This window comes from Telluribacter sp., from assembly GCF_035998675.1.
Lineage (GTDB): Bacteria > Bacteroidota > Bacteroidia > Cytophagales > Spirosomataceae > Telluribacter.
This window is the reverse complement of sequence record NZ_DASYHI010000013.1, coordinates 176,939-201,566: the sequence shown is the minus strand read 5'-3', so window position 1 is coordinate 201,566 and position 24,628 is coordinate 176,939. Positions and strand designations below refer to the sequence as shown.

The window sequence follows — 24,628 nt, the reverse complement described above, 5'->3', positions numbered from 1 at the left end:
GAAAGGTAATTGCGACTATTCCGCCTGCTTGTAAAGTCCCAGTTCGTTCATGGCCATGCCTACGGGGGACTTGGTAATACGCACCCGCACTTTCTGGGCGGTAGCAGGCGTGGAGAGCTTGACAACCCGTTTGGCCCCCACGCTGGTTCCTTTGTAGATTTCCCGCCAGTTTTCCCCTTCCAGCACATCCACCGCGAAAGCCTCGATTCGTTGCCCGAGCCGGACATTTTCGCCTAAGGTAATAATGTCAAATGTCCGGGGTTGGTACATATCTATTATCAGGTCGGGGGTTTTGTAGTCGTCGTCGGTGGCCCAGTAGGTAGTTTTATTATCATCCACCAGGTTTTTGGTACCGTAGCGGGAATTAAAACCGCGTACGTTGGAGGCGCGGATAAAGGCGCTTTTGGCCAGATTCGTAGCAAAGGTTTTCTGCAGCCGGTCTCCAAAGGCTTTCAGCGCAGCCACGTCATCCTCGTGCAGCTTGCCGTGGGTATCGGGGGCCAGCCCCAGGTCCAGGGCGGCACCGCGTCCGACGCTTTTCAGGTACAGGTCAAAGAGTTCATCCGGGCTGCGGGGCTTTTCGTCGGGGTGGTAAAACCAGCCTTTGCGCAGCGGCACGTCACACTCGGCGGGCATCCAGAACTTACCGTCGCGGTGGCCTTCGGGGCTTTCGGGGTAGTTGGCCTGGCCGGGTACCGCTACGCTCACCCCCTTGGGAGGCTGGGGCGTGAAAGTAGCCCAGTGGGTTTCGGCGGCGATACCTTTTTCGTTCCCTACCCAGCGCACATCCCAGCCCACATCACTGAAAATATTGGCCGTAGGCTGTAGCTTGCGGGTCAGGTTGGTCCAGGTCGAGTCCCAGCCGTAGTAGGTCGTGTTGTCGATGGAGCGTTTTTCACGGGCACCACCGTAGTAGCCATCCCCGCCGTTGGCACCGTCGTGCCACGACATAAATAGGGGGCCGTAGTTAGAATAGAGCTCTTTGAGCTGGTCACGATATATATTTACATATTCGGGGCTGCCGTAGGCGGCACTGTTGCGGTCCCAGGGCGAGCAGTACACGCCAAATTTTAGTCCGTGCTTGCGGGCCGCCTGCTCAAACTCCTTTACCATGTCGCCCTTGCCATTCCGGAACGGACTTTTAGAAATATTGTAGTCGGTGGTTTTGGTGGGCCAGAGGGCAAAGCCGTCGTGGTGCTTGGCTACCAGTACCAGTCCCCGCAGTCCGCCTGCCCTGGCCGCCAGCACAATTTGCTCGGCGTCAAACTCTTTGGGGTCAAACAGCTTCGGGTCGGCGTCGCCGTAGCCCCATTCCTTATTTTCGAACGTAGTAGGCGTAAAGTGAATCAGTCCGTACACCTCCGTATCGTGCCACTGGAGTTGGCGTTCGGAAGGCAAAGCGCCGTACGGTTTGGGAGGTACCTGCGCCAGCAGACTAAAGGAGAGTAAAGTAAAAAATAGTACAAGTTTTTTCATCACCAAGGGGTCAAGGGTACTTCACAATCAGTAAATAAAAGCCTATCATCTGGTATTTCCTAATGTAAAAATTATAAACAAAACCAGAAAATCACCAATTTGGGTACCGCCCGGAGGTACTTTTCCATAGCTTTTCCGGCTCGTTCCGATATAGTAACCCAATTCAGCGGGAGTAGTTATAAAAACGGATACTTCCGAAATGAAACCGTACCATTGGCATCTTTTTCGTAGAGAGCCAGGCAGTATTTTTGCAGCGCCGGGTCAAAGTTTTCTCCTCCCGGACTTACTTGTTGGGGGACTGGGCTCCCTTTCAGGAAAAAATAAACTTTGGTGTAGCCGTATTTGGTGTGGGGCATAAAGTTGCCGTACTGTTCCATCTGGGACCAAAGCGTGTCGGTGAGCGTAACGGCATAAATCCGGATAATAGGCCCGGTATTGTTCTCGTTTCGGTACAGGGCTACTTCCTCAAAATTACCCGATAAATCCTGTACGCCCGGCTGACTTACCGCCTGGCTGATAATCCAGACCAGTACTCCTAATACAGCCGCGCCCAGCAGGTACTTTCTTCCTTTGTTCGTCATGGTAAATAAAATTCAAAATTCGGCTCTTTTCTGAAATCAGGAGCGGGGCCAAAACTAATGAGAATACTTTCCATTCGGGTCAGAAATTTGTCGGCTGATTGTACTTGTGTAAGGTAATAAATTTTATAGCCATTACGGAAAAGACCGGAAGGTTACCAGGGTCTTCCGCTCTTTTTGCTATGGAGGGAGCAAAAATGTACTGTTTGTCCAAACTTAAATCGGGTGTAGAGGTACTTAGGATAAAGCAACAAGCAAGAAAGGTTTTTTTATTTAGAAGGAAAGCCGCGCCGTACACCCTATGACTTTACAGCAGTACCTGACGTCCGAAGATACCGAATCGGCTTTCCGGTTTACGGTCGGAGCTTCCATTCCGTTAGTAATCGCTAACCTGATGGGCTATCCGGAAATCGGTATTTTTCTCCTGCTGGGTTCCCTGTTTGTGCACGGGCTGGATATTGCCATTGCCCTGCCCAAGAAAGTCGCTTTTATGGCCGTATCGGGAGTCTTTTCGGTCCTTTTCTTTCTTCTTTTTTCGCAGGTAGAGCCGTACCCTTTCCTCAACGCGCCCCTCCTGTTCTTTTCTGTTTTCGCCCTGAGTCTGCTGGCCCCGGTCAGCGCCAGTTTCAGCATTGTGGCCCTGCTTATCAGCCTGTCAATCATGATGGGCCTGAGCATGGCCGAAACCATAAACAGTCTGGATGAAGCCCTGGGCAACGCAGGCTATATACTGGCCGGAGCGGGTTGGTACATACTGTACGCGATACTGATGCACCTCCTGCAGCGGCCCCGGCAGCTCCGGCGGCGCCTCCAGGAGTGCCTGCGCCTGACGGCCGGGTACTTTGCCGAGCAGGCCCGGCTTTTTGAACCTCACGCCGACCTGCAGGAAGTACTTCTTTCGCTTTCCCAAAAACAGGGCGAGGTAGTTGAAACCCATCAGCAAATCAGGGAAGTCTTGCTGCGGGAGCCAATGAACCTGACCAATCCGGATACCTACCTGGGGAGGGCGACCTACTTTTTTGCCCACCTGGTGGATATTTTTGAGCTGGCGACGGCGGCTTCCTGGTCTATACACGCCGTGGCCGAACAGCGGCTGGCGAACCAGCTACCCGGTAGCGACACACTTCCCCTGCTTCGCTCCCTGAACCAGTACACGGTCAATCGCCTGCGGCGGCTGGCGGACCAGGGGCTGGCGGACCAGGGGCTGGCGGACCAGCGGCTGGCACGTTCGGCCAACGAGGCTAACCCAACCGAAGTGGATGAAGCCACGCAGGTACTGGCTCAACTTACCGGCTACCTGGATGCCATGAAGCTACAGACCGCCGCGCAGCCCGATTCGTCGGGTACGTACCGAACCTTGCGGAGGGTGCAGGTATACAGCGAGCATCAGCTCTCTATCCTAACCCGGATGCAGGATATACTGGCCCGGCGAAGTACCCCTTTGGACATAGCGGGTCCTCAACTGCGCCAGTTTGCCATCCGCGAAAATCTGGGTCTGGATTTTCTCCGGAACCATATCAACTGGCAGTCGGGCTTTTTTCGCTTCGCACTGCGCACCGCCCTTACGGCAGTAGCGGCCTACTACCTGGCTACGCTGTTCCGGCTGAGTAACCCCAGTTGGGCGCTGCTGACGGTACTTCTTATCCTGAAACCCGGCTTTAGCCTGTCCCGGCAGCGGCTCTCCCAGCGGGTAGTAGGTACGGTAACCGGGGCCGCCGTGGGGCTGGGGCTGTTTTATGTACTGCAGCCCGGGTTGCTGGTTAGTATGGCTATTTTTCTGGCCTCCATGTTCATTGCATTTTCCTTTATCAAGAGGCAGTACGCGGTTTCTTCCCTGTTTTTTACGCTGTTTATCCTGTTTTTTTACCGCTACCTGCACCGCGATTTCCTGGAGGCGGCCTGGTACCGGCTACTGGATACGTTGCTGGCGGCGGCGCTGTGCTGGCTGTCCATCCGGTACGTGCTGCCCTACTGGGAAAAACAGAAGCTACCGCAGGCGGTAGGTACGGCGCTGCGGGCCAACCACGACTTTTTGGCTATCATTCTGGCTCAGCTCCAAACGGAGGGCTTTGACGCTACAGCCTATAAACTCAGCCGCAAGGAAGCCTATGTACAAATGGACAACCTGATGAATACCTACCGGCTTACCAAGGCCGAAATCCCCACGCAGCTGGATTTTCTGAACAGCATTCAGCAGGTGGTACTTTCGGTATACTACCAGCTGTCGGTGCTGGTTAACCTGGGGCTATTCTGCAAGCGGCACCCCACCTACCATCTCCACGAGCCTGGCCTGACGAGGTACCTTCGGGAGGCGCTGCGGGCAATGGAGCAGGTGGCACAAAGCCCCGAGGGACGCGCGGCTCCGGCCGATGACGACCAAAGGGATGTTATCCGGCACGACATGATAGACTGGCTGAGCCAGCAGCGAAAAGAAGTAAATCAGCTGGCAAATTCGGATAATCCTTTGTACGTTAGCAAAGTACGTGATTTGTTCTGGGGCGAAGGAGCCTTTGAACTGATGGAACTGAACCGAAAGCTGGAACGGTTACTACGGTCTGAGGCTTTCCGCTAATCACAAATCTGGTACAGGAAAGCTACTCTTTGAGTACTTTGTGGAAAACCAGTATACTTGTACCTAAGTACTGATGTAACAGACTTCACCATTTTACCGTTAATTAATCTTCTTACTCCAAATTTAACCTACATGAAGCTTATGAAAAGAGTGCTATATAGCTGGGTCTGGCTGCTGCTCACGGTGCCGGTCCTGGCTCAGGATTTGGCCAAACAACCCATTCCTTTTGATCCTGATGTGAAAGTCGGTAAACTGAAAAACGGCCTTACCTACTATATCCGTAAAAATGCCGAGCCCCAAAACCGCGCTGAACTCCGGCTGGTCATTAAGGCTGGTTCTATTCTGGAAAATGACGCCCAGCAGGGGCTGGCGCACTTCATGGAACACATGAACTTTAATGGTACCAAAAACTTCCCTAAAAATCAACTGGTCGATTTTCTCCAGAAAACAGGGGTACGCTTCGGGGCCGACCTCAACGCTTACACCAGCTTTGACGAAACGGTGTACATGCTCCCCATCCCGACCGACTCGGCCGGGCTGGTGGAAAAGGGCCTGCAGGTACTTGAAGACTGGGCCCACAACGCCCTGCTGGAAACCGACGATATCAACAAGGAGCGGGGCGTGGTACTGGAAGAGTCGCGGCTGGGGCGCGGGGCGCAGCAGCGCATGCGTGACGAGTACTTTCCGATGATTCTGGGCAACTCCCGCTACGCGCAGCGGTTACCCATTGGTAAGGACAGTATTCTTCAGAACTTCAAACCCGAAACCATCCGGCAGTTTTACAAAGACTGGTACCGGCCCGATCTGATGGCGGTAGTGGCGGTAGGCGATTTTGACGCCGCCCGGGTAGAAAAGCTGATTCAGGAGAAATTTGGCCGGATTCAGGCACCCGCTAGTCCGCCCAAACGCACTGAATATACCATACCGCTGGCCGGCTCCACGGATGTGGCGATAGTGACTGACCCCGAGTACCCGCAAAACGTAGTACAGGTTATTTATAAACAGCCCGAAATAAAGGAAAAAACGCTGCTGGATGCCCGCAACGCCATAGCCCGGTCGCTGTTCAACTCCATGATGGGGGACCGAATGCAGGAACTGACCCAAAACGCTAACCCGCCGTTTCTGGTGGGATATAGCAGTTACGGAGGTTTCCTGGGCAATCTGGACGCTTTCTCTTCCATTGCGCTGGCCAAAGACCCCGGTGGGGTGGAGCGCGCACTGACTACCCTGCTGGAAGAAAACAAGCGCGTACAGAAGTTTGGCTTCAATGCCTCCGAGCTGGATCGCGCCAAGCGCTCCTTCCTGAATCAGATTGAAGAAGCGTACAAAGAAAAGGACAAAACGAAGTCGGCCGACTATACCCAGGAGTACGTGCAGCATTTTCTGGAAGGCTCTCCGTCGATCAGTATTGACTACTACTACGACTTTGTTAAGAAGCACCTTGACGGCGTAAAGATCGAGGAGATTAATGCGTTGGCCAGCCAGTTTATAACGGATAAAAACCGCGCTGTGGTCGTTATGGGTCCTGCCTCAGCTAAAGCCCAACTTCCCACGGAGGCGAAGGTGAAAGAAATACTGGCTTCGGCCGGTCAGAACGTTACGGCTTACGTGGATGATGCCGTGGACCAGCCGCTACTGGCTACCGAGCCGCAGGGAACCAAAGTGGTGAGTGAGAAAAAGCACCCGAAACTGGGCGTAACCGAGTTGACCCTCGGCAATGGTGTAAAGGTGGTACTGAAGTCTACGGATTTCAAGAACGACCAGATCATCTTTGACGCTACCGCCAAGGGAGGTACCTCGCTTTACCCCAACGACATCGAAACCGGACTGTTTGCCGCCTCCCTGGTGGGGGCCGGGGGCGTAGGTACTTACAGCCAGACCCAGCTGCAGAAGTACCTGGCCGGCAAGAGCGTCAGCGTACGGCCCTACATCAGCGAACTTTCAGAGGGCCTGGTGGGTAGTGCCAGCCCTAAGGACCTGGAGACGGCTCTGCAACTGGTATATGCCTACTTCACGGCTCCCCGCAAGGATGCTGATGTAGTCTCAGGTATACTTTCCAACCAGAAGTCGTACCTGGAAAATATGATGAAGACGCCCACGCCCGAAAAGGTATTCTCCGATACCCTGACCAGCGTCCTGACCAATAATCATCCGCGCCGCCGGCCCCTGACCCCCGAGCGCGTGGATAAGGTAAATCTGGACCGGGCCCTGGAAATCTATAAAGACCGCTTTGCCGATGCCTCCGACTTTGTCTTTACTTTCGTAGGAGCATTTAAGGAGGAGGAAATCCGGCCGATGCTGGAGAAGTACCTGGGGGGCCTGCCCGCCACCGACCGCAATGATACCTTTAAGCACCCCAATATATTCCCGCCCAAAGGTCGCATTGAAAAAACAGTGTACAAAGGACTGGAGCCCAAAAGCCGTGTTACCATGATTTTCAGCGGCGAGTACGAGTACAGTCCTGAAAATAACGTACAGATCGAGGCCCTGCAGGAGGTACTCCAGATTAAGCTCATTGAAGCGCTGCGTGAGGAAGAGGGCGGAGTGTACGGAGTAGGCGTTTCCGAAAGTACTGACAAATTTCCCTCCGGCCGTTACCGCATGCAGATCAGCTTCGGCTGCGGCCCCGAAAACGTGGATAAGCTGGTAAACCGTACCCTGGAAGAAATCAACAAGATTAAGCAGAAGGGCGCCGAATTGCAGGATGTTCAGAAGTTTGTGGCCGAAACTAACCGTAAAACCGAGGTAGACCTTCGTACCAATGAATTCTGGCGGGGGTATCTTTCCAGTAACCAGTTTTACGGGGATGATCTGGATGAAGTACTTAAGCAGCCGGAACTTCTGAAGCAGATTTCACCTGCCAGTACTAAAGCCGCCGCCCAGAAGTACCTCGACGAGTCTAACTACATCAAGGTAGTGCTCATGCCGGAGAAGAAGTAAGGTACTTTCTATAATACACCAAAACGCCCTGCGGACCGGAAGGTACCACAGGGCGTTTTAGTGTATCATGATCATTTCCACCCCCCGATTTCGGAGACTGAAAATCTGATTATGGGTTTAGGCGGGAGCCTATGCCCTAGGGACAGGGACTATGGCTAGTATAGCTCCCAGCAAATCATCCAGGTCGTCTAAGGTGGTGAGTGGGTTCATGAGCGATACCCGAAGGTACACCTCGCCATGTAGCGTGGTCTGCACGATGTAGAAGCGGCCTTCCTGCAGCAACTCCTGCCGAATCTGAGAATTCGCCTGGTTGAGGTCAGCCGAAGCACTATTTGAATAGCGAAAACAAACAATGTTACTTTGCGGACTGACGGCCAGCTGCAGCTGGGGATGCTGGCGGATACGGTCGGCAAACTGACGGGCCAGGTCATAGAGCCGGTCTACATTTTCGGTAAAGATAGCTTCTCCGTAGGCTTTCAGGATGGCGTAAATCTTTACACTCATCATGAGCTTGGTACACTCAAAGGTACGCTTGCCGGAGTTAAACCAGTCCTCGGAGCTACTGGCCCATAGGTACTGCGCCTGCTGGTGAAAGGTACGAAAAGAATCCTCATTACGACGAAAGATGAGCGAGGTAGCCAGGGCAGGAGTCATCAGCATTTTGTGCCAATCAATAACTACAGAATTGGCGCGGTCCATGCCTTTTACCAGGTGTCGGTACGTGTCTGAAAAAACGACTCCTCCGCCATGGGCTCCGTCTATGTGCAGCCACAGGCTATGTTTGTCGCAGAAATCAGCCACTGCTTCCAGGTTGTCGTACGCTCCGGTAGAGGTGGAACTGGCACTGGCGATGACGGCAATTACTGTTAACCCTGTGGCGGTAGCCTGCTGGTAGTACTGTTCCAATAGGTCGGTACGCATCTGAAACTGGGCATTTACGGGTATTTTGATAATACCTCCTTCCCCAAATCCCATAATACGGGCCGACCGGTCAATGCAGTAGTGGGCTTCTGCGCTTACCATGACCGCCAGGCGTTCCTGTGAGCCATGCTGCCATACATCACCCGGAGCCTTGGCGGCGCGGGCGGCCAACAGAGCCGTCAGGTTGGCCAGGGTACCTCCGGAAGTCAGCAGTCCGGATGATTTTTCGTCAAAGCCAATGCGGCGTGCCAGCAGTTCAGAGACAATCCGTTCCAGCGGGTTAGAGACCAGCCCCATTTCATACACCGCCATACCGTTGTTGAGCAGTCCGGTTAGTAAGCCTGCCATAGCCGCTATGGGCAGTGGCGGGCATACCTGATGTCCCATGTAGCGGGGGTGGTGCAGGTGGGTAGACTGCTTAATAACCTTCCGGAAAAAGTCATCCACGTCGCCCGGACCCTGTGCAAAGTCGTCATTCCAATAAGCCAGACTATCGTCAGGGGACTGGTAGGGGATTACTTTCTCGAGTTGACGGTTTTCGGTTTGCTGCAGATAATCAGACAGGAGGTCAACTAACTGGTGGGCATGGGTACGGAATGTATCGGCAGAATAAGCGTCGTTCAGCATAGCAGGTTGATGAATAAGCAACAAATATACATCCGGGGTACTACTTATTCTTACTATTTCTGGTTCAGTTCCGGTTATGGGAAGTACCTCGATAAATCCAATCCAGCTACATTGAAGTAGTTCTAATGCGGAAAAGAAGCAGTACTGAAAGTGCACAAAGAAAAAGCTCCGCGTATCTGTGAGTACCGCGGGGCTTTTTTATAGGCTGCTCTGCCTACCGCAGGAAGCAGACAGCATACTAGTCTACAACCTTATCAAGAGCACGAACTACAGTGTCGGTGGATAATCCTAATCTAAGGTGCCCAACCAAGCCTCTGGCGTGTGCCTGCCACGGATAAGCCAGAGGACCGGAGGCAAGGCCAGCCGCGGGCACCATCAATTCATCTACTACTATGAACAGGCCGAGCCCGTAGAGTAGTCCATGTGCTTTATTCAATCCTTTTATCCGATGGCGGAGAAGTGCATACAGCGCACCCGGTACAACGCCCATTAGATAATGGACGGTTTTGCCAGCTATGTACTCCTGCTGGTCGTTCAATTTTACACTGGCCGCACCGGCCATCTTATTGGCGGCCACAAAGGCTACAGACTTACCTCCGATCTGGGCCTCCTTTTCTTGCTCGTATGCTTCCTGGCTCTCATGCCTGTACATATACCGCGTCATCCTGTCCATCAGCCATACAGCAGCCGCTCCGGCTATAGCTCCTTTCAGCAATTCTTTTTTTGCACTTGTCATATCTTCGGTTTTTAGTGGAACATGTGATTCCTAGATTCTAAAAAAACCATGCGAATAGCAAAAGTATATTGAAAAAAAGTCCTACCTGCACGTAGGTACTCTGGAGCTTTCTATTTGCCTACGGCTCACGGAGCCACGCCAGGGCTTTTTCCAAGCAAAGTTGCTGATTAGCTTCCAGGACATCAGGTTCTACACTTTTGCCATATTCTGTACCGGTGCGGTCAGCCATGGTGGAAACTGTAAGAAAGAGGACGGTCCCGTTTGTAAGCGAAAACCCACGATTGGCAGTAGAAAGACCACAAGTAGGTTTACCGAAACTGCGGGTATTAGGGCGGCCCCGGAACGCAATCGCAACTGCTTCTCCCGAGCTGGCTGTGACTCGATCGGTCAGTACAGCTACTTTGGGATTAGGTTTATATAGGGTGTAAGGGAACGTAACTTTAGGATAAAAGATGGTATTCTTATTCCAGGGAGAAGTATTTCCTTCCGGATCAATAAAATAGCCTAAAATACCTTCTCCCAGAATAGGTTCTACTCCGGCTAGCATGGGCCACATGTTACCCCCAGTGTTGCCTCTCAGGTCCACTATCCAGCCGCGCAGGTTCGGTGAATCGGCGCGTCGTATCTGATTCTGAATAGTCTCAGCATGTCCTTGCGCGTCGCTGTCTATACCACTGTAAGCACTGATCTTTATATAGCCAATATCATTCCCCAGTGAGGGTAAAACCGGAGTCTCGTCTGAGCAGTCCTGTTGGACTGCACCGTACAGACGGGATCCTTTATAGGTAATAAAAAACTATGGGAATCATCCAGTAGAGTAAGGGCTCGTATGATGGCTGGGCTGACACTGGGATCATCAATGTTTTGAGCCCCCTTAGCCCGGGCCAGAACCTGGGTGGTGAAGCTATCTCAATCAATCGTCTTCCGATGCAGGGAGTTTGTCTTCATAAGCTGTATGAGCTGCTTGTGTTACAGACTGGAATCCTGTGATACAATCCTGGCTCGAAGGAGGTGAGCACCACTGCTCCACTACCGGTAGTATCTTGTCTGTGACAACTGTCCAGTGCTGATTTCCAGACCATACAAATCCTCTAAATGCCCCTCAATGTCTAAGCTAATCCCGTTTTTTTATCTTGAATAAAAGCTAAAGTGTACTTGATACATGTAACAGTTGCCATTCCAAAGACTGAAAAAAGTAAAAGTGCGGACTGTGTAAAAAAACAGTCCGCACTTTTACTTGACTTTCTTGTCGGATAGTCTTTTACAAGGGAGCGACAAATTATAAACCTCTATGATTTGAATCTTATTCCTGAGGCACTTTTGCCCGCTCCGTACACAATCCCATCGATCTTTTCATTGTCTTTTTTGGAATCCTTCAGAAGTTTATTTACAAACTGAGCTACATCTTCTTCGATGGAGTTATTTACCAATCCCCCCGTCAAATAGGATTTCATTTTAATGCCTCCTTTTTTTGAATTTAAAACTTCGTAGTCCTTTAGGGGCTCGCTTAGGATATATACCTCAAGACCTTCCACTTTTTGTGCTCTGGCCAGCGACTTAAATTTTGGATCGGGGTTCTTAAACTTTACGGCAACAATTTTTTTGCCTGATGAGTAAATTATCGCATCAAACTCATGCTTGTCTTCCTTAGCCTCCTTAATTGCTTTTCTTACAAATTGGGAAGCCTTATCACTTACCCCCTCGTTGACCATGCCACCGGTGAGAAGCGAGGTGGCTTTCAGGCCAGTACCCACATCAAAAACGACATCATAGCTGTTTAAAGGTTCATTCATAAAGTAGACTTCTACCCCGTCAATCTTGTTGACTCGGGCCAATCCTTTTTGGTCCTGTGAAAATGATAGCGTCCAGGCTGCCAATAGCAAAAAAAGTAAAACTGATTTTTTCATATAGGATTTATGGTTTCTGGTATGCACTATTGCATACGAGGATCTGTAAATGTAGCGTATCACTTTTTCAGAAACAATATCCCACTTAGAATATTCTTTTAGGTTACTTATTGTATAATAATAGCAAGAAATATAAAGTCATCAATCTCTTATTATTTTTGATTTCATTTGGGGTAAAATAGTGTTACAATAAATTACAAACCTGAGCTTTTGTAATCTATAAATTTGTGAATTGAGAGGAGCTGTTTCAACTAGCAACGTTGGTAGTAGCATTGCGGAACGGACCTGATCCTCGCAGTCGCTCGGCTCCGATGAGAGACCTTTATTCGAAAGTGTCCTTCGGTGCACTGCCTGCTGCTGAGGGCAATTAATTAGCTACTTATGGATTCTGAAACCAGAACTGGCCGTTGCGGTAGTACCCGGCCACGTTACGGTCTATCTTTTCAATTTTATAAGGTGCGATAAGTACTCTCCCAGATTATCCGTCCGGAGCAGAACGCATGCTTCGGTTTCGGTTACGATGACCCCGCTTAAAACTGTTTTTACCCGTATCCGTAGTTTTTTATCTGAAAGAAAAAGCTACGCTTACTTCTCTACTTTTTCGAGTTCTTCCTGCTTGTCCTGCGTGAGGTCTACGCGCTGGAAGGTACCCGTAGCGGGAAGTACCATGTGAAAGGCGGAGGTATAGTCAATCGACAACTTTACTTTGCCAAGGGTACAGGCCATTACGTGGCCGCCCCGCGCGTGGTCGCTGGTAAGGAAGTGCAGGTGGTAACCGGGCACATTGAGACCCTTCATGTACGGCGGCGTGCGAAAGCCCAGCAGGGTACCCGTTTCGTGTTCAAACTCAAAGGTAGGCTGTGTTTTTACTACCTCTACCAACGGCAGGTAGGGTTTCGACTGCCGGGGAACGCTGCGTGCCTTCACGTACGCAAACTCGCCCTCCACCTTAATGGCATAAAAAATATTCTCTGTGGGAACCAGGCTGTCAATATAGGCGCACAACTGCTCATAACTAAGCCTGCCACTCAATTCAATAACGGTATCCGCCGAAAAATGCGTAACCGAGGCAAAAGGAGTACGGGTCGAGTCGGGCACGGCGTAGGCCTTTCCATCCGACCGGATTTTGAATATCTCTCCGTCCAGCTGCAGCATTTCTCCGTCGAGGCCGTTGAAGGTACCTATGCCAAAGTCGCCGTGCTGACGTAGCTCGCCGCAGGTAACCGTTCCGTCGTAGTCGCCGGATAGCAGTGCGTCAATCGTTGATACCTGGTAAAGTACCTCGTCCTGCTGGTGCGGGGCTTCTTTGGAGAGGCTGGTGCAGCCCAGCAGTACATAATATAAGCCGACCAGGCAACAGTAAGCGCAAAGGTTTTTCAAGTACAGGAAGGTTGAGGAGGCAGGTACTATTTCAAATACTTCTTCAAATTACATTTTTTTAATGATTTAATGCCTTCGGCTACCAGTTGAGCATTGAGCTGACCGCCCTGTCGGGAGGTGTGGGTATTGTCGGCCGGGGTAAAGTACTGCTGCTTTACCTGGGTGGGTGGGGTCTTGTCGTATTCGGTGGCGACCAGTTCGTACAGGTCAATGAAATAAGCTCCGTTCGACCTGGCTACGGCCTGCGCCCATTGGGGGTAACTGTCGGTGGGGCGGACAATGCGACTCCCTTCCCAGCTGTTGCGGGGAATGGGGGAGCAGACAATCGGAATGGCTCCTTTGGCTTTGGCTTCATCAATGTACTTGCGCAGGTACCAGCCGTACGAGTGCACGACCTCGTGTTTTTTGGTAATGAGATTATCAATCTCTTCCATTTCTTCGCCGATGCCCCTGATCGTACCCCGGGCACGGAGTGAGTCGTTGACGGGGCTGGCGTCATTATGCCCAAACTGGATCAGCAGGTAATCGCCTATTTTAAGCTCCGATAGTACCTTATCCCAGCGGCCCTCACTGATGAACGTCCGGCTGGAACGCCCTCCGATGGCGTGGTTGTGGACCTTGATCTTTGTCGTGTCAAAGTGCTCGTGCAGAAAGCTGCCCCAGCCCCACTGACCGTTTTCGCCCTTGCCCGAGCCGGTCTTGACGGTAGAGTCGCCAATGAGGTACAGGCTTACGGGAGCGGGTTTGGTCAGGGCTAAGGCCAGCAGCGACAGGCCGAGGAGGAGGAGGAGTCGGATTTTCATTAGTCTTATTAAATTATACTTTACTTAGACGCAGGAAAGAGCTGGTCTCCTGTACAACTACTAACCCTGATCCGGTACCATCACCGATCCTCTTCATCCTGCGTGGGTCGGTACTTCAACTGCAGCCCTACCAGAAAATTACGAAGTGCCTGGTCCTTACAGGGTTGGTAGTGCGGATTATCGGGATTTCGGAAAAAGGCGCTGAGTTCGTGTTTACTGATCCGGAAGCTGACCAGATCGAATACCTCCAGCATATCCGTATCATTCATACTCAGGGCGATTTTCAGCTTCCGGAGTACAAGGTTATTATTTGTTTTTTTCTCAGCTTTGGGTTCTTCGCCGTCTTTTTTGCCGCGCTTCTCCACAATAAATCCATTCAGGAAAGTAGCCAGCCTTACATCCACCAGTACCTTGTGCTCGGGATCTTCCTCCTTTTTCAGCCAGTCGCTCACCTCGGCCCGGCTGGCTTCGTAGCCGCCCTGCCGGAAGAGTCGCATCATCTCTTCATCTTTCATGTCAAAGGCAAAGCGCAGGCGGCGTAGTATATCGTTATTATTCATTGTAAAGTTTTTCGGAAATGGATTACCGCTAAGGTAAAAGGAATTGAACATTTTTCCACCCTTAGTTAAAGCCGAACCTGCTAACACAAATCGGGCGCGGCCCGGCTAGGGCGAGCGTAGAGCGGTGGATAATGCCCAAATTTTCATCCAAGGGCGATTGGATATAAACACAAAGAGCCGGCACAAACGCGCCGACTCTTTGTCATTCACAACACACACTAATTCAACTTAGTCAGGTTAATCAGGCATTATTACGGTGTCAACTACGTGGATTACGCCGTTGCTCTGGTACACATCCTTGATAGTTACGGTGGAAGTTCCCCCTTTTTCATCCGTCAGCACCAGTTTCTTTCCTTTCATCATGGCTGTGAGGGTACCACCTTCCACGGTTTTGAATGTGGCTTTGCCATTTCCTTTTTTAATGGCCTCAGCGATGGCTTCGGAGTCCATCCGGCCCGGTACTACGTGGTAGGTCAGGATGGTAGTTAGGGTACCTTTATTTTCAGGTTTTACCAACGTCTCAACGGTTCCGGCGGGCAGTTTGCCAAAGGCATCGTTCGTAGGAGCAAAGACGGTGAAGGGGCCCTTTCCCTGCAAGGTCTCTACCAGTCCGGCGGCCTTTACGGCTGCTACCAGGGTAGTGTGATCTTTGGAGTTGAGAGCGTTTTCAACAATGTTTTTGTTAGGGTACATCTCGGCGCCGCCAACTTTGACAGTGCGCATGTTTCCCTGGGCAAACGAAGCCTGTGCGGCAAATAGTGCCACCACAAAAAGTGCAACTTTTTTCATGAGTAGATTAAATTAATTGTTGGATCTTGTTTTTTAAGAGTGATTATGACTGAACTTACGACTTATGTTTCTGTAAGGATTGAAACACAATGAAAATATTTTAAAAAATTTTTACAAACTGTTGAAATTGTGTCATTTGTACTAAAATATTCTTTGATAGTCAAAGAAGAAGCTAGTCTTATTACAAAAAAGGGACGCCCTATATGGCGTTCCTATCGAAACGGAAAACCCATTTTTTAGGCTTAGCTTTCGGCTTTCTTGCGATATTTGTTTTGTGCTATTTAGTAGGTGAAGATTCTACCGCTCAAAGTACTGGGGTCAGTAGTGGGGAGATGCCGTTAATTCTTGCTGGAAGAGAATCAAACAGCGACTACGCGTCCCGGACTACGCGTCCCGGACTACGCGTCCCGGTTTCAAATGCTAAACTATATCGCCTGAGCGGGATAAAAAGTACTTCGGGCACGTGGTCCTTCGTTGCCATAGAGGCACAACAGCCTCTCCTTACATTGATTGTCACACAAACGAATAGTACATTTGTAATTCCCTTCATCTCAAACCTGACTACAATTACCATGAAACAAACCCTTTTAGGAATGACCCTGATAACCGCCCTGCTTATCAATGCCGACGGGACGGCGCAAAAAATAGATTATCCCAAAACCAATAAAGTAGATCACGTCGACGATTACCACGGTACCCAGGTACCCGATCCGTACCGCTGGCTCGAAGACGACCGCTCGGCCGAAACCGCCGCCTGGGTAAAGGCGCAGAACGAGGTGACGTTTGGGTACCTCAGCCAGATTCCGTTCAAGCAGGAGATCTACAACGATCTGGAAAAAGCCTACAACTACCCCAAGTACTCGGCCCCCCGCAAGAAGGGCGACTACTTCTATTTCTATAAGAATGACGGCCTGCAGAACCAGTCGGTACTGTACCGGCAAAAGGGATTAAACGGGACACCCGAGGTAGTACTTGACCCCAATAAGCTTTCGGCCGACGGTACTACGCGCCTGACGGTATTCAGCCTTTCCAAAGATGGAGCCTACGCGGTTATGGGCTTCTCGCAGGGCGGCTCGGACTGGCAGGAGTACCAGGTCATGGACATGAAAACCCTCAAAATGCTGTCGGATAAGGTAGAGTGGGTGAAGGTGTCGGGTGCCGCCTGGCAGGGTAATGGCTTCTATTACAGCCGCTATCCTAAGCCGGAAGGTAGTGCCCTGGCCGCCAAAAACGAGAACCACCAGGTGTACTACCACCAGGTAGGTACCCCGCAGTCGGCCGATAAACTGGTCTTTGAAGATGCCGCCAATCCGCAACGCTTTCATACTGTAAGTACTACAGAGGATGGCCGCTTTGCTGCCCTCTACGTAAGTGACCGGGGCAAGGGCAAGGACGGGAATGGCCTGTGGGTGATGGCACAGGGACAGACCACCTTTACCCCCATTGTCAGCGAGATTACGGACTTTAAGTACGGCATAGTGGATAATGTAGACGGCGGCTTCCTTATAGAGACCAATGCTGACGCGCCCAACGGTAAAGTAGTACTGTACGATACAAAGGCAAAAAGCTGGAAGCCTTTCCTGCCCGAAAAGCCGGAACCCCTGGTAAACGCGGGTACTGCCGGAGGAAAAGTGTTTGCGGAATACTCCAAAGACGTTACCAGCCGGATATATGTTTACGATCTGAAAGGTAAGCTAGAAAACGAAGTAGCTTTGCCCGGCCTGGGTACGGCAGGGGGCTTTGGTGGGGAGGAAGAAGATGACTTTGTCTTCTATACCTTTACCTCGTTCAATTACCCTCCTACCATTTTCCGTTACGATATAGCTTCTAAGAAAAGTACGGTGTTCCGGGAGCCGGAAGTATCTTTCAAACCTGCCGACTACGAAACAAAACAGGTATTTTATACCAGTAAAGACGGTACCAAAGTACCTGCTTTTATTGTGTATAAGAAAGGCCTGAAGCTGGACGGTACCAACCCGACGCTCCTGTACGGCTACGGTGGTTTCAACATAAGTCTGCCGCCTTCGTTCAGCCCGACGCGTATTCCGTTTCTGGATCAGGGCGGGGTGTTTGTGCAGACCAACCTCCGGGGCGGTAGCGAGTACGGTGAGAAGTGGCACGAGCAGGGCATGAAGCTCAAGAAGCAGAATGTATTCGACGATTTCATAGCAGCGGCCGAGTACCTGATCCGGGAGAAATATACCTCGCCCGAGCGGCTGGCTATTCAGGGAGGCTCTAACGGAGGCCTTTTGGTGGGAGCGGTTATGAACCAGCGTCCGGAACTGTTTAAGGTGGCCTTCCCGGCGGTAGGGGTAATGGACATGCTGCGCTTCCACAAGTTTACCATCGGCTGGAACTGGATCGCCGACTACGGGAGCAGCGACAACCCGGAGGAATTTAAGTACCAGTATACCTATTCACCCCTGCACAACATCAAGGCGGGTGGCCGGTACCCGGCTACCCTCATCACCACCGCCGACCACGACGACCGCGTAGTACCGGCGCACTCGTTTAAGTACGCGGCTACGCTGCAGGAAAAAGCAGGTACTTCGTCTGCCAATCCGTTCCTGATCCGGATTGACACCAACTCCGGCCACGGCGCCAGCAACACCAAAAAAGCCCTCGAAACAGCGGCTGACATCTATGCCTTTATGTTCCATAACATGGGGCTGACCTGGAAGTAGCCCCTACGTTTCTTTTGTTTATTAACCCCGGCAGCTTATAAAAGAGTTGCCGGGGTTAATGTTTATTAGCAGGGTAGGAGCAAAGCCAGTGGTAGGTGAAAGAAGTAGGCAATGGAGTACTGCGCAGCTAAGGTATTAAGGTAGCTGTGTCTGGTTTTTTTGCTGAACGTAGCCAACAATGACCCGTAGCAGGTCATTCGGATTGAAAGGCTTTACCACGATGTCGTTGAATCCAATGCTGTACACCCGCCCTTCTACCTCCTGCGCAATGTTGGCCGTAAGGGCTACAATGGGAATAGTTTCGCCGCGCTCGCGTAGGAGGCGGGTAGACTCATACCCATCCATAATCGGCATGTGCAGGTCCATCAGGACCAGGTCGTGCCGGGTGTTATCCAGCAGTTCCAGTGCTTCCTTTCCGTTGCGGGCCACTTCCGACTGCGCCCCCCAGCGTTTCAGGAAGTTTTGGGCAACAAGTATATTCATGGAGTTATCCTCCACTATAAGAATATTTTTTCCCTGAAGCGGTTTTTCAGCCTGAGGAGCGGGGGCTTCCGGTTTGGCGATTTCGGCCGTGGGAGCCAGCGGAAACGTTTGGGTAAAGTAGAAGGTAGAACCGGCTCCTAACTCACTGATAAGGTGGAGATCTACCTCCTGCATTTCCAGGATCTTTTTACTGATGGCCAGCCCCAGGCCGGTACCACTAAAACCACGCGTATCTGAGGAATCGACCTGCGTAAAGCGGTCAAAAATTACTTTTTGTTTATCGGGCGCTATTCCAATTCCGGTGTCTTCTACTGAAAAAGTAATCGTGATATCCTTGTCAGTCTGTTCTTCCACCACCAGGCGCAGCGTAACCGACCCTTTTAGGGTAAACTTAACGGCATTTTGTACCAGATTACCAATCACCTGCGACATCCGGGTATGATCAGCCAGAACATGGGTAGTAAGAGAGGGATCAATAATTACCCGTAGCTCAATACCCAGGTCCGAGGCTGACTTGCTATAACCCGACGCGATATTGCGGGCAATGAGCGCCGGGTCAACAGGGCCCGTCATAAAGGTGATTTTTCCGGCTTCAATTTTATTGAAGTCCAGGATATCATTTACAATAGTAAGCAGATTATTAGCCGAAAAAAGCAAGACATCCAGCTGCTGCTTCTGGTCCGGACGGGGGCCGTCTTTGAGCATCAGGTGCGTCATCCCGATCACCGAATTAAGCGGAGTACGAATCTCGTGACTCATGGTACTCAAAAACTCACTTTTGGTCTTAAGACCCAACTCGGCTTCGTCCCGGGCTTTTTTCAGCGCCGACGCAAACCGGAACGACAGAATCAGGGACTGCAGAAAGAAAAATCCGATGTACCCGAAAAACAGCAGGAATTTGCTGGGCGCCGCTATCTGAAAATATTCGGCAATGATAGCCATGAAAATAATCAGGAGCGAACCGGTACTCAATAGCGCGTAGGTCGCGCCGGGACGTTGGTTGCGGGCCGCCAGCCAGTATACATAAAAAGTATAGGGGATGCCGGCTATCATTACCACCAGAAATGGGAAAACCAGCTGGGTGAAAAGAGTAGTAGGAAGAACGAGGGTAGCCACCGAGAAGACCAGACAAATCGCGATTATCAGGTGAAGAATAATCTTGTAAACATCTTTAGGATAAAGCTCACGCGTATAAAACGCAAACATGGCTACTCCCATGAATAAAGAAAGGTATTCGAGGTGTAGGGTAAGGCTCCAGCTCAGGTAAGGAAACAGCGAATGCAGCACGTACTGCTTGGTGCCCACTATCCGGTAACTATACAGTATAGAGAATAAGGAGAAATAAAGGATGGATTTATCGTGGTGCCCAAAGGAGTACAACCCCAGGAAGAACAACCCCCCCATAAAAAGACAGCCCGCCAGAAAAATATCAAAGGCAAAGTTGGTCTGGCGGGCGGCCTGTAGGTTAGTGACCGAGCCCAGGCTGATCTCTTTGTTAGGGCCTCCTTTGGTATGGCTAAAGTTAGCGACCTGTAGCAGAAGCCGAAGGGTATCGGTAGCAGCCGGAATAGCAACTACCTGTTGGGACCAGTAGGGTACGGTAGCTTCGGGGGTAGTACCGGGGGTACCGTTTCGGGCAAGAAGGTGTCCGTTGGCATAGAGGTGATAGGCTGAGTACACCTCAGGTATGGTCAGCGCCAGCGACTCGTTGGTGGACGGTAAAAGTACAGTAAGAGTATAAGAGGCATAGCCCTGGGCCGGAAGTACCTGCTGTTTCCAGGTGCTGTTAGTCCAGAGTTTAGGAATATCTACGTATTCAAAGTACCCTGCTGAGTCAGTCGGAGTAAGAAGCCGGTTCCAATAAAATTTCCATTCACCGTTCAGCCGGACCGTTTGCTCCGAAAGATCGGTAGTTCGCAGGTCCACCAGCCCCCGCTGAGCCGAGGGAGTACCCGCTGCTAGCGTAGCCTTAATGAAAAGGGGACAATAGCTCACTACCAGTAGTAAACCGATCAATAGTTTGATCCGGAGGGCATTAACACGTGTCATATCATTTCGTGGAGGGTCACGGCTAGCAACAACCCGATCAATTTTCGGGCCCGATTTGCTATTAAACAAGAAAGATACCTGAAAAAAAATATAGTAAAGAAAAGATAGCCCGATAATTTTTACAGGAAGTAACTGTAATGTACCAACGGCTGGTCCGGGGCTTAATCAGGAAGGAGAATCGGGTGAGTAGTGCCGATAAAATGCCAGCCGCCCCACCCGGATCTTCCGGGGTGGGGCGGCTGGCTATAACTTACTGGCTTATGTTTACTCTACGCCCCGGCTACGGCTGGAGCGGGGAGCTGACGGCCGGCTACTGCTTCCGCCCGACGTAGGCTGCTGCCGCTGGGGCTGAGCCTGGTAGCTGCCCTGGTTGCTTCGGCTACGCGGCGCTGACATTTCTGAACCTGAGCGGGACGAGGGCTGCGATTGCTGGCGGGTAGCCGGTGCACTGCTCCGACTACTTTCCCCGTAGCTGCTGCGTGCCCGGCTCGGCCCGGTAGTGCCATAGCTACGGCTGGAAGGTGCTCTTTCGGCCTCGTAGGTACCCGGTCGACTGCTGCTGTAAGGCGTGCTGCGTTCCGCTTCCATACCACTCTGACGGCTCCGGCTGCTACGTTCGGGGTAGTCAGTACCTGGCGTTGGGGTATTGCGGGTAGCATCTGACCAGTCGGCACCGGAACGGCTCCGGGTAGGTCTGTCAGCCTGGTCATAGTTGCTATCGCTCCGGCTACTTTCTCCGTAGCTCCGGCGGGCCCGGCTGGGTGCAGCGGTACTATAGTCGCGGGTGGCCCGATTGTTCTCTACGCCCACGGCACTTTCGCGGTTGGAGCGGGAAGCAGCCCGGTCGCTGTTCAGGTCATTCTGACGCGACTGGCTACGTGCGCGGTTACTATTGCCATCGGCGCTGTAGGTCCGGTTGTTGTCGCGGTCGTTTTCAAAGCGCGAGCGATTGTTGCGGCTAAACTCTTCCGCCCTGTAAACAGGTACTGTATTACGGGTTACGCGTTCAATTTCGTTGCGGCGCGGGCCGTAGGCATATACACGGTTATCGTTGCGGTAGTAGTTATTGATAATGGTTGTCTGGTTGTAGACATGTACCACCCTAGTGCGGGGCAGGCAGTAGTTATAGAGCCTCGGACTGGTAATATATACCTGCGGTACAAAAACCCAGTAGTTATAGGGCAGGTTTACCTGTACATTCACATGAATACCCGGTCCCAGCGGTGCCCAGCCGTAGTAGCCGCCTCCGGAGCGCCAACTTACCCAGGCCGGTCCCCACTCGTAATCGGGAACCCATACCCAGCCCATAAAGTCTTCGTAGTGCCAGCGTCCGTAGTGGAACGGCGCCCAGCCCCAGTCGTAGTCGGACACCCAGGTGTTACCGTATTCAGTTACTACCCAGCGTCCGTTAGTGGCGTAAGGTTGAAAGTCGCCCGCCACGGTAGGTGCCCATACCGACCCGTACTGCGGGTGCGACATCCAATTGCCGTAGGGAGCCAGGTCATTATAAAAAGTCTGAAAGGACACGCTGACGCCCGGTTGGGCCATCGCCTTGTCCCCGACGGCTGCACCCAGAGTCAACACAGCGCTCAGGCACAGCATCCGTACTATATAGGGTATTTTCATGGCTATAGATGGATAATGATTCGGTGTAATTTCTTCCTGCTAGTTAGATTCATATAACGACAAAAGGTTTAAACGGAACACAGAAAAATAAATAGTTTCTTCAGTTAACCAGTACCTAGCACCACCAGCTTTCTCTACGCTACCCAAAGCAGGGTACTTCAGGGAGGGAAACCGAGCGTTATCCGGGTACTTAAGCAGATGGAGCGGGTAGGTGGGAGCCGTAAGCTCAGGACGAAAAAACAGCGGGGCACAGTATTTTAAGTGGAATCGAACATATTCCTGCTACGGCGTCTTAAGATTTTCCCAATCATTCAGTTATGGATACCTATATCATCGTTATTACCATCATCGGGTTGGCCGCCCTGGGTATGGCCTGGATGCCTGTTTTTACCAAGAAAACCAATATTTCCTACGCCGTTCTCTATGTACTATTCGGGGCACTCCTCTATATGTTTGTGGATGTACTTCCCTTGCCGGACCCCATCCGGGAGCAGGAGTATACGGTGCGTCTGACCGAGATGGTGGTTATCATATCATTGATGGGAACCGGTCTGAAAATTGACCAGCCCTTTTCGCTGAAGGGCTGGCGGATACCTTTCCGGCTCATAAGTATTACCATGTTACTGAGTATCGGGCTTATTACCTTGCTGGGCTGGTGGGGCCTGAAGTATGATATAGCCTCCGCCCTCCTGCTGGGAGCCGTATTGGCACCCACCGACCCGGTTCTGGCTTCGGATGTACAGGTAGGACCACCCAACGAGAAAAAAAGGGACGAAGTAAAGTTTGCCCTTACGGCGGAAGCCGGATTGAACGACGGCATGGCCTTTCCGTTTACCTGGATGGCGGTCACAGTAGCCTTTATGACTTCTCCTACCGCCGAAGGCAGCCTGCTGGAATGGTTTACTATGGACTTCCTCTACCGGATTGGCGCCGGGTTTATCTGCGGGTATGCACTTGGGCGGCTATTGGCCTACCTGATTTTTAAAGAATGGGACTGGTTAAAGGGGAAAAAGATAGTAGAGGCTGATAATGCATTTATAGCCCTGGCCACTACGCTGCTCATTTACGGACTCACCGAAATGATTCATGGTTACGGTTTCATGGCCGTATTTGTGGGGGCAGTCACTCTCAGAAACCGGGAGCTTAGACATGAATTTCATACGGAGTTACATTCCTTTACCGACCAGATTGAGCGCATACTGGTGGCCATTGTATTGATTTTGTTTGGAGGGAGCCTGATAACCGTTATTTTAGATGAACTCACCTGGGAAATGGCTTTGTATGCCGCCGCTTTCGTGTTGGTGGTGCGTCCGCTTTCGGGCTATATCGGTCTCATGGGCAGTGGCCTTCACATGAAGCAGAAATTGGCCATTTCTTTTTTTGGAATAAAAGGAATCGGCTCGTTTTTCTATCTGGCCTTCGCGCTGGAAGAAACCGACTTTTTATTTGGGGATGATATCTGGTCCCTGGTAGCCTTTACCGTTCTTATATCGCTGGTGGTTCATGGCATCACAGCCAGGTTCAGCATGAAAAACCTGGAAGAAGAGTTCGCCGAAGATGTCTCAGAAGATCATGACTTGGACTCTAAGGTACAATAGGAAGCAGCCTATTCCTCGTCATGGATTTCCTTTACCCGACCTACTTCACCTGTTTCCAGACGTACCTTGATGCCGTGCGGGTGGTGGGGCGACTTGGTCAGAATATCCTTTACGACCCCTTCGGTCAGCTGGCCGCTGCGCTGATCCTGTTTCAGTACTATGGACACCAGCAGGCCGGGTACAATATTCTTTCGTTCGGTTCCGGAGAGGCCGGGCATAAAGCGTGAGGTTTAAGATCAGGTTTTGGGAAGTGTAGAAGGGGGGCCGGATTCCTTGCTGCTGTCACTGGCTGTTACCTCCACCCCGATCGTTACTTTATCGTCGAGAATCAGGCTAGAACCACCCACGCCAAAGTCGCGGCGGTTAATAGAAAAATTGCCCTTAAAGGTAACCATACTACCCTGCTGACTAAAACTGAAAGGTACTTCTACTTCCTTAGTGACTCCTCTTAGAGTCAGGTAAAACAGCCCTACGTAGTTGTTTTTTCCCACGGCCCGGATTTGTTTGGATTGCATCAGCACGCGCGGGTACTTCTCAGCGTACAGGTAGTTTCGGCCGCGTAGCTGGTAGTCGCGGAGGCTGAAGCCCGTATTGATGGTACTGGCACCTACCGAGGCAGTCAGGGTACTTTCCGTAGGACGATTAGGGTCAAAGCGGAGGCTGGCGTGCATATCCGACAAGGTACCCGTAACGGGGATACCCGCGTTTTTGGTCCTGAAAGTAATCGAAAGTGATTTCACAGACCAGGAAGGTACCGGAGCCGACACAAAGGCTGAAAGCAGGCAGAGTAGCCCGATGGAGAGGAATCTTGTCATAGGATCACAGAAGTTCTGGATAGGTAAATAAGGGTACCGAACGCTCAGGCAGCGATAGAACTGCCTGAAAAAAACGTGCTGCTA

18 protein-coding genes are annotated in these 24,628 nt (G+C 51.4%); 4 read left to right on the top strand and 14 right to left on the bottom strand.

Annotated elements, in window-relative coordinates; genetic code table 11:
- Positions 1-15 precede the first annotated feature (15 nt).
- Together VGN67_RS05755 and VGN67_RS05750 are read right to left on the bottom strand one after the other, a co-directional pair.
- Complete coding sequence (locus tag VGN67_RS05755) at positions 16-1,476, bottom strand: alpha-L-fucosidase (protein ID WP_327485824.1); 1,461 nt, start codon at positions 1,474-1,476, stop codon at positions 16-18.
- A 176-nt stretch (positions 1,477-1,652) separates the two neighbouring features.
- Positions 1,653-2,057, bottom strand: a complete 405-nt coding sequence (locus VGN67_RS05750; RefSeq protein WP_327485823.1) for a hypothetical protein — start codon at positions 2,055-2,057, stop codon at positions 1,653-1,655.
- A gap of 298 nt (positions 2,058-2,355) precedes the next feature.
- Between VGN67_RS05750 and VGN67_RS05745 the strand changes: the two genes are divergently transcribed.
- Positions 2,356-4,626, top strand: coding sequence for an FUSC family protein (locus tag VGN67_RS05745; protein WP_327485822.1), 2,271 nt, complete (start codon positions 2,356-2,358; stop codon positions 4,624-4,626).
- A gap of 141 nt (positions 4,627-4,767) precedes the next feature.
- Positions 4,768-7,566: a M16 family metallopeptidase gene (locus VGN67_RS05740; RefSeq protein ID WP_327485821.1), complete on the top strand. Its 2,799-nt coding sequence runs from the start codon at positions 4,768-4,770 to the stop codon at positions 7,564-7,566.
- Between the two features lie 129 nt (positions 7,567-7,695).
- On the opposite strand, the gene VGN67_RS05735 is transcribed toward VGN67_RS05740, so the two are convergent.
- The 8 genes from VGN67_RS05735 to VGN67_RS05700 form a co-directional block, all read right to left on the bottom strand.
- Positions 7,696-9,114 carry a pyridoxal phosphate-dependent decarboxylase family protein gene (locus tag VGN67_RS05735; RefSeq protein ID WP_327485820.1) on the bottom strand — a complete coding sequence of 473 codons (1,419 nt, stop codon included), beginning with the start codon at positions 9,112-9,114 and terminating at the stop codon, positions 7,696-7,698.
- Positions 9,115-9,352: 238 nt separating this feature from the next.
- Positions 9,353-9,850 carry a DUF1440 domain-containing protein gene (locus tag VGN67_RS05730; RefSeq protein WP_327485819.1) on the bottom strand — a complete coding sequence of 166 codons (498 nt, stop codon included), beginning with the start codon at positions 9,848-9,850 and terminating at the stop codon, positions 9,353-9,355.
- A 118-nt stretch (positions 9,851-9,968) separates the two neighbouring features.
- Positions 9,969-10,544 (bottom strand): S41 family peptidase, encoded by a 576-nt coding sequence (locus VGN67_RS05725; RefSeq protein ID WP_327486022.1) that lies wholly within the window; start codon positions 10,542-10,544, stop codon positions 9,969-9,971.
- Positions 10,545-11,139: 595 nt separating this feature from the next.
- Complete coding sequence (locus VGN67_RS05720) at positions 11,140-11,757, bottom strand: hypothetical protein (protein ID WP_327485818.1); 618 nt, start codon at positions 11,755-11,757, stop codon at positions 11,140-11,142.
- Positions 11,758-12,342: 585 nt separating this feature from the next.
- A complete protein-coding gene (budA, locus tag VGN67_RS05715) occupies positions 12,343-13,137 on the bottom strand; it encodes an acetolactate decarboxylase (protein ID WP_327485817.1) in 795 nt (264 codons plus the stop codon).
- A gap of 26 nt (positions 13,138-13,163) precedes the next feature.
- The gene (locus VGN67_RS05710) at positions 13,164-13,940 is read right to left on the bottom strand and encodes a rhamnogalacturonan acetylesterase (RefSeq protein ID WP_327485816.1); all 777 of its coding nucleotides are present in this window, start codon (positions 13,938-13,940) and stop codon (positions 13,164-13,166) included.
- 80 nt (positions 13,941-14,020) lie between these two features.
- Complete coding sequence (locus VGN67_RS05705; protein WP_327485815.1) at positions 14,021-14,500, bottom strand: DUF1456 family protein; 480 nt, start codon at positions 14,498-14,500, stop codon at positions 14,021-14,023.
- Between the two features lie 237 nt (positions 14,501-14,737).
- The gene (locus tag VGN67_RS05700; protein WP_327485814.1) at positions 14,738-15,289 is read right to left on the bottom strand and encodes a fasciclin domain-containing protein; all 552 of its coding nucleotides are present in this window, start codon (positions 15,287-15,289) and stop codon (positions 14,738-14,740) included.
- Positions 15,290-15,882: 593 nt separating this feature from the next.
- On the opposite strand from VGN67_RS05700, the gene VGN67_RS05695 reads away from it, so the two are divergent.
- Positions 15,883-17,973, top strand: a complete 2,091-nt coding sequence (locus VGN67_RS05695) for a prolyl oligopeptidase family serine peptidase (protein WP_327486021.1) — start codon at positions 15,883-15,885, stop codon at positions 17,971-17,973.
- 135 nt (positions 17,974-18,108) lie between these two features.
- Here VGN67_RS05695 and VGN67_RS05690 read toward each other — a convergent pair whose 3' ends face one another.
- A complete protein-coding gene (locus VGN67_RS05690; protein ID WP_327485813.1) occupies positions 18,109-20,505 on the bottom strand; it encodes a response regulator in 2,397 nt (798 codons plus the stop codon).
- Between the two features lie 264 nt (positions 20,506-20,769).
- Complete coding sequence (locus tag VGN67_RS05685) at positions 20,770-22,131, bottom strand: DUF6600 domain-containing protein (RefSeq protein ID WP_327485812.1); 1,362 nt, start codon at positions 22,129-22,131, stop codon at positions 20,770-20,772.
- 317 nt (positions 22,132-22,448) lie between these two features.
- Here VGN67_RS05685 and VGN67_RS05680 point away from each other — a divergent pair, with 317 nt between their 5' ends.
- A complete protein-coding gene (locus VGN67_RS05680) occupies positions 22,449-23,729 on the top strand; it encodes a sodium:proton antiporter (protein WP_327485811.1) in 1,281 nt (426 codons plus the stop codon).
- A gap of 8 nt (positions 23,730-23,737) precedes the next feature.
- Here VGN67_RS05680 and VGN67_RS05675 read toward each other — a convergent pair whose 3' ends face one another.
- Positions 23,738-23,947 carry a YwbE family protein gene (locus tag VGN67_RS05675; RefSeq protein WP_327485810.1) on the bottom strand — a complete coding sequence of 70 codons (210 nt, stop codon included), beginning with the start codon at positions 23,945-23,947 and terminating at the stop codon, positions 23,738-23,740.
- A gap of 18 nt (positions 23,948-23,965) precedes the next feature.
- The gene (locus tag VGN67_RS05670) at positions 23,966-24,544 is read right to left on the bottom strand and encodes a YceI family protein (RefSeq protein WP_327485809.1); all 579 of its coding nucleotides are present in this window, start codon (positions 24,542-24,544) and stop codon (positions 23,966-23,968) included.
- Between the last annotated feature and the right edge of the window lie 84 nt (positions 24,545-24,628).

Excerpts from the sequence above, each read along its gene's own strand:
- VGN67_RS05705 (WP_327485815.1), bottom strand. The coding sequence starts at position 14,500 with ATGAATAATAACGATATACTACGCCGCCTGCGCTTTGCCTTTGACATG.
- VGN67_RS05700 (WP_327485814.1), bottom strand. The coding sequence starts at position 15,289 with ATGAAAAAAGTTGCACTTTTTGTGGTGGCACTATTTGCCGCACAGGCT.
- VGN67_RS05735 (WP_327485820.1), bottom strand. The coding sequence starts at position 9,114 with ATGCTGAACGACGCTTATTCTGCCGATACATTCCGTACCCATGCCCAC.
- VGN67_RS05745 (WP_327485822.1), top strand. The coding sequence starts at position 2,356 with ATGACTTTACAGCAGTACCTGACGTCCGAAGATACCGAATCGGCTTTC.
- VGN67_RS05740 (WP_327485821.1), top strand. The coding sequence starts at position 4,768 with ATGAAAAGAGTGCTATATAGCTGGGTCTGGCTGCTGCTCACGGTGCCG.
- VGN67_RS05755 (WP_327485824.1), bottom strand. The coding sequence starts at position 1,476 with ATGAAAAAACTTGTACTATTTTTTACTTTACTCTCCTTTAGTCTGCTG.
- VGN67_RS05675 (WP_327485810.1), bottom strand. The coding sequence starts at position 23,947 with ATGCCCGGCCTCTCCGGAACCGAACGAAAGAATATTGTACCCGGCCTG.
- VGN67_RS05695 (WP_327486021.1), top strand. The coding sequence starts at position 15,883 with ATGACCCTGATAACCGCCCTGCTTATCAATGCCGACGGGACGGCGCAA.
- VGN67_RS05685 (WP_327485812.1), bottom strand. The coding sequence starts at position 22,131 with ATGAAAATACCCTATATAGTACGGATGCTGTGCCTGAGCGCTGTGTTG.
- VGN67_RS05670 (WP_327485809.1), bottom strand. The coding sequence starts at position 24,544 with ATGACAAGATTCCTCTCCATCGGGCTACTCTGCCTGCTTTCAGCCTTT.
- VGN67_RS05710 (WP_327485816.1), bottom strand. The coding sequence starts at position 13,940 with ATGAAAATCCGACTCCTCCTCCTCCTCGGCCTGTCGCTGCTGGCCTTA.
- VGN67_RS05750 (WP_327485823.1), bottom strand. The coding sequence starts at position 2,057 with ATGACGAACAAAGGAAGAAAGTACCTGCTGGGCGCGGCTGTATTAGGA.
- VGN67_RS05730 (WP_327485819.1), bottom strand. The coding sequence starts at position 9,850 with ATGACAAGTGCAAAAAAAGAATTGCTGAAAGGAGCTATAGCCGGAGCG.
- VGN67_RS05720 (WP_327485818.1), bottom strand. The coding sequence starts at position 11,757 with ATGAAAAAATCAGTTTTACTTTTTTTGCTATTGGCAGCCTGGACGCTA.
- VGN67_RS05680 (WP_327485811.1), top strand. The coding sequence starts at position 22,449 with ATGGATACCTATATCATCGTTATTACCATCATCGGGTTGGCCGCCCTG.
- VGN67_RS05690 (WP_327485813.1), bottom strand. The coding sequence starts at position 20,505 with ATGACACGTGTTAATGCCCTCCGGATCAAACTATTGATCGGTTTACTA.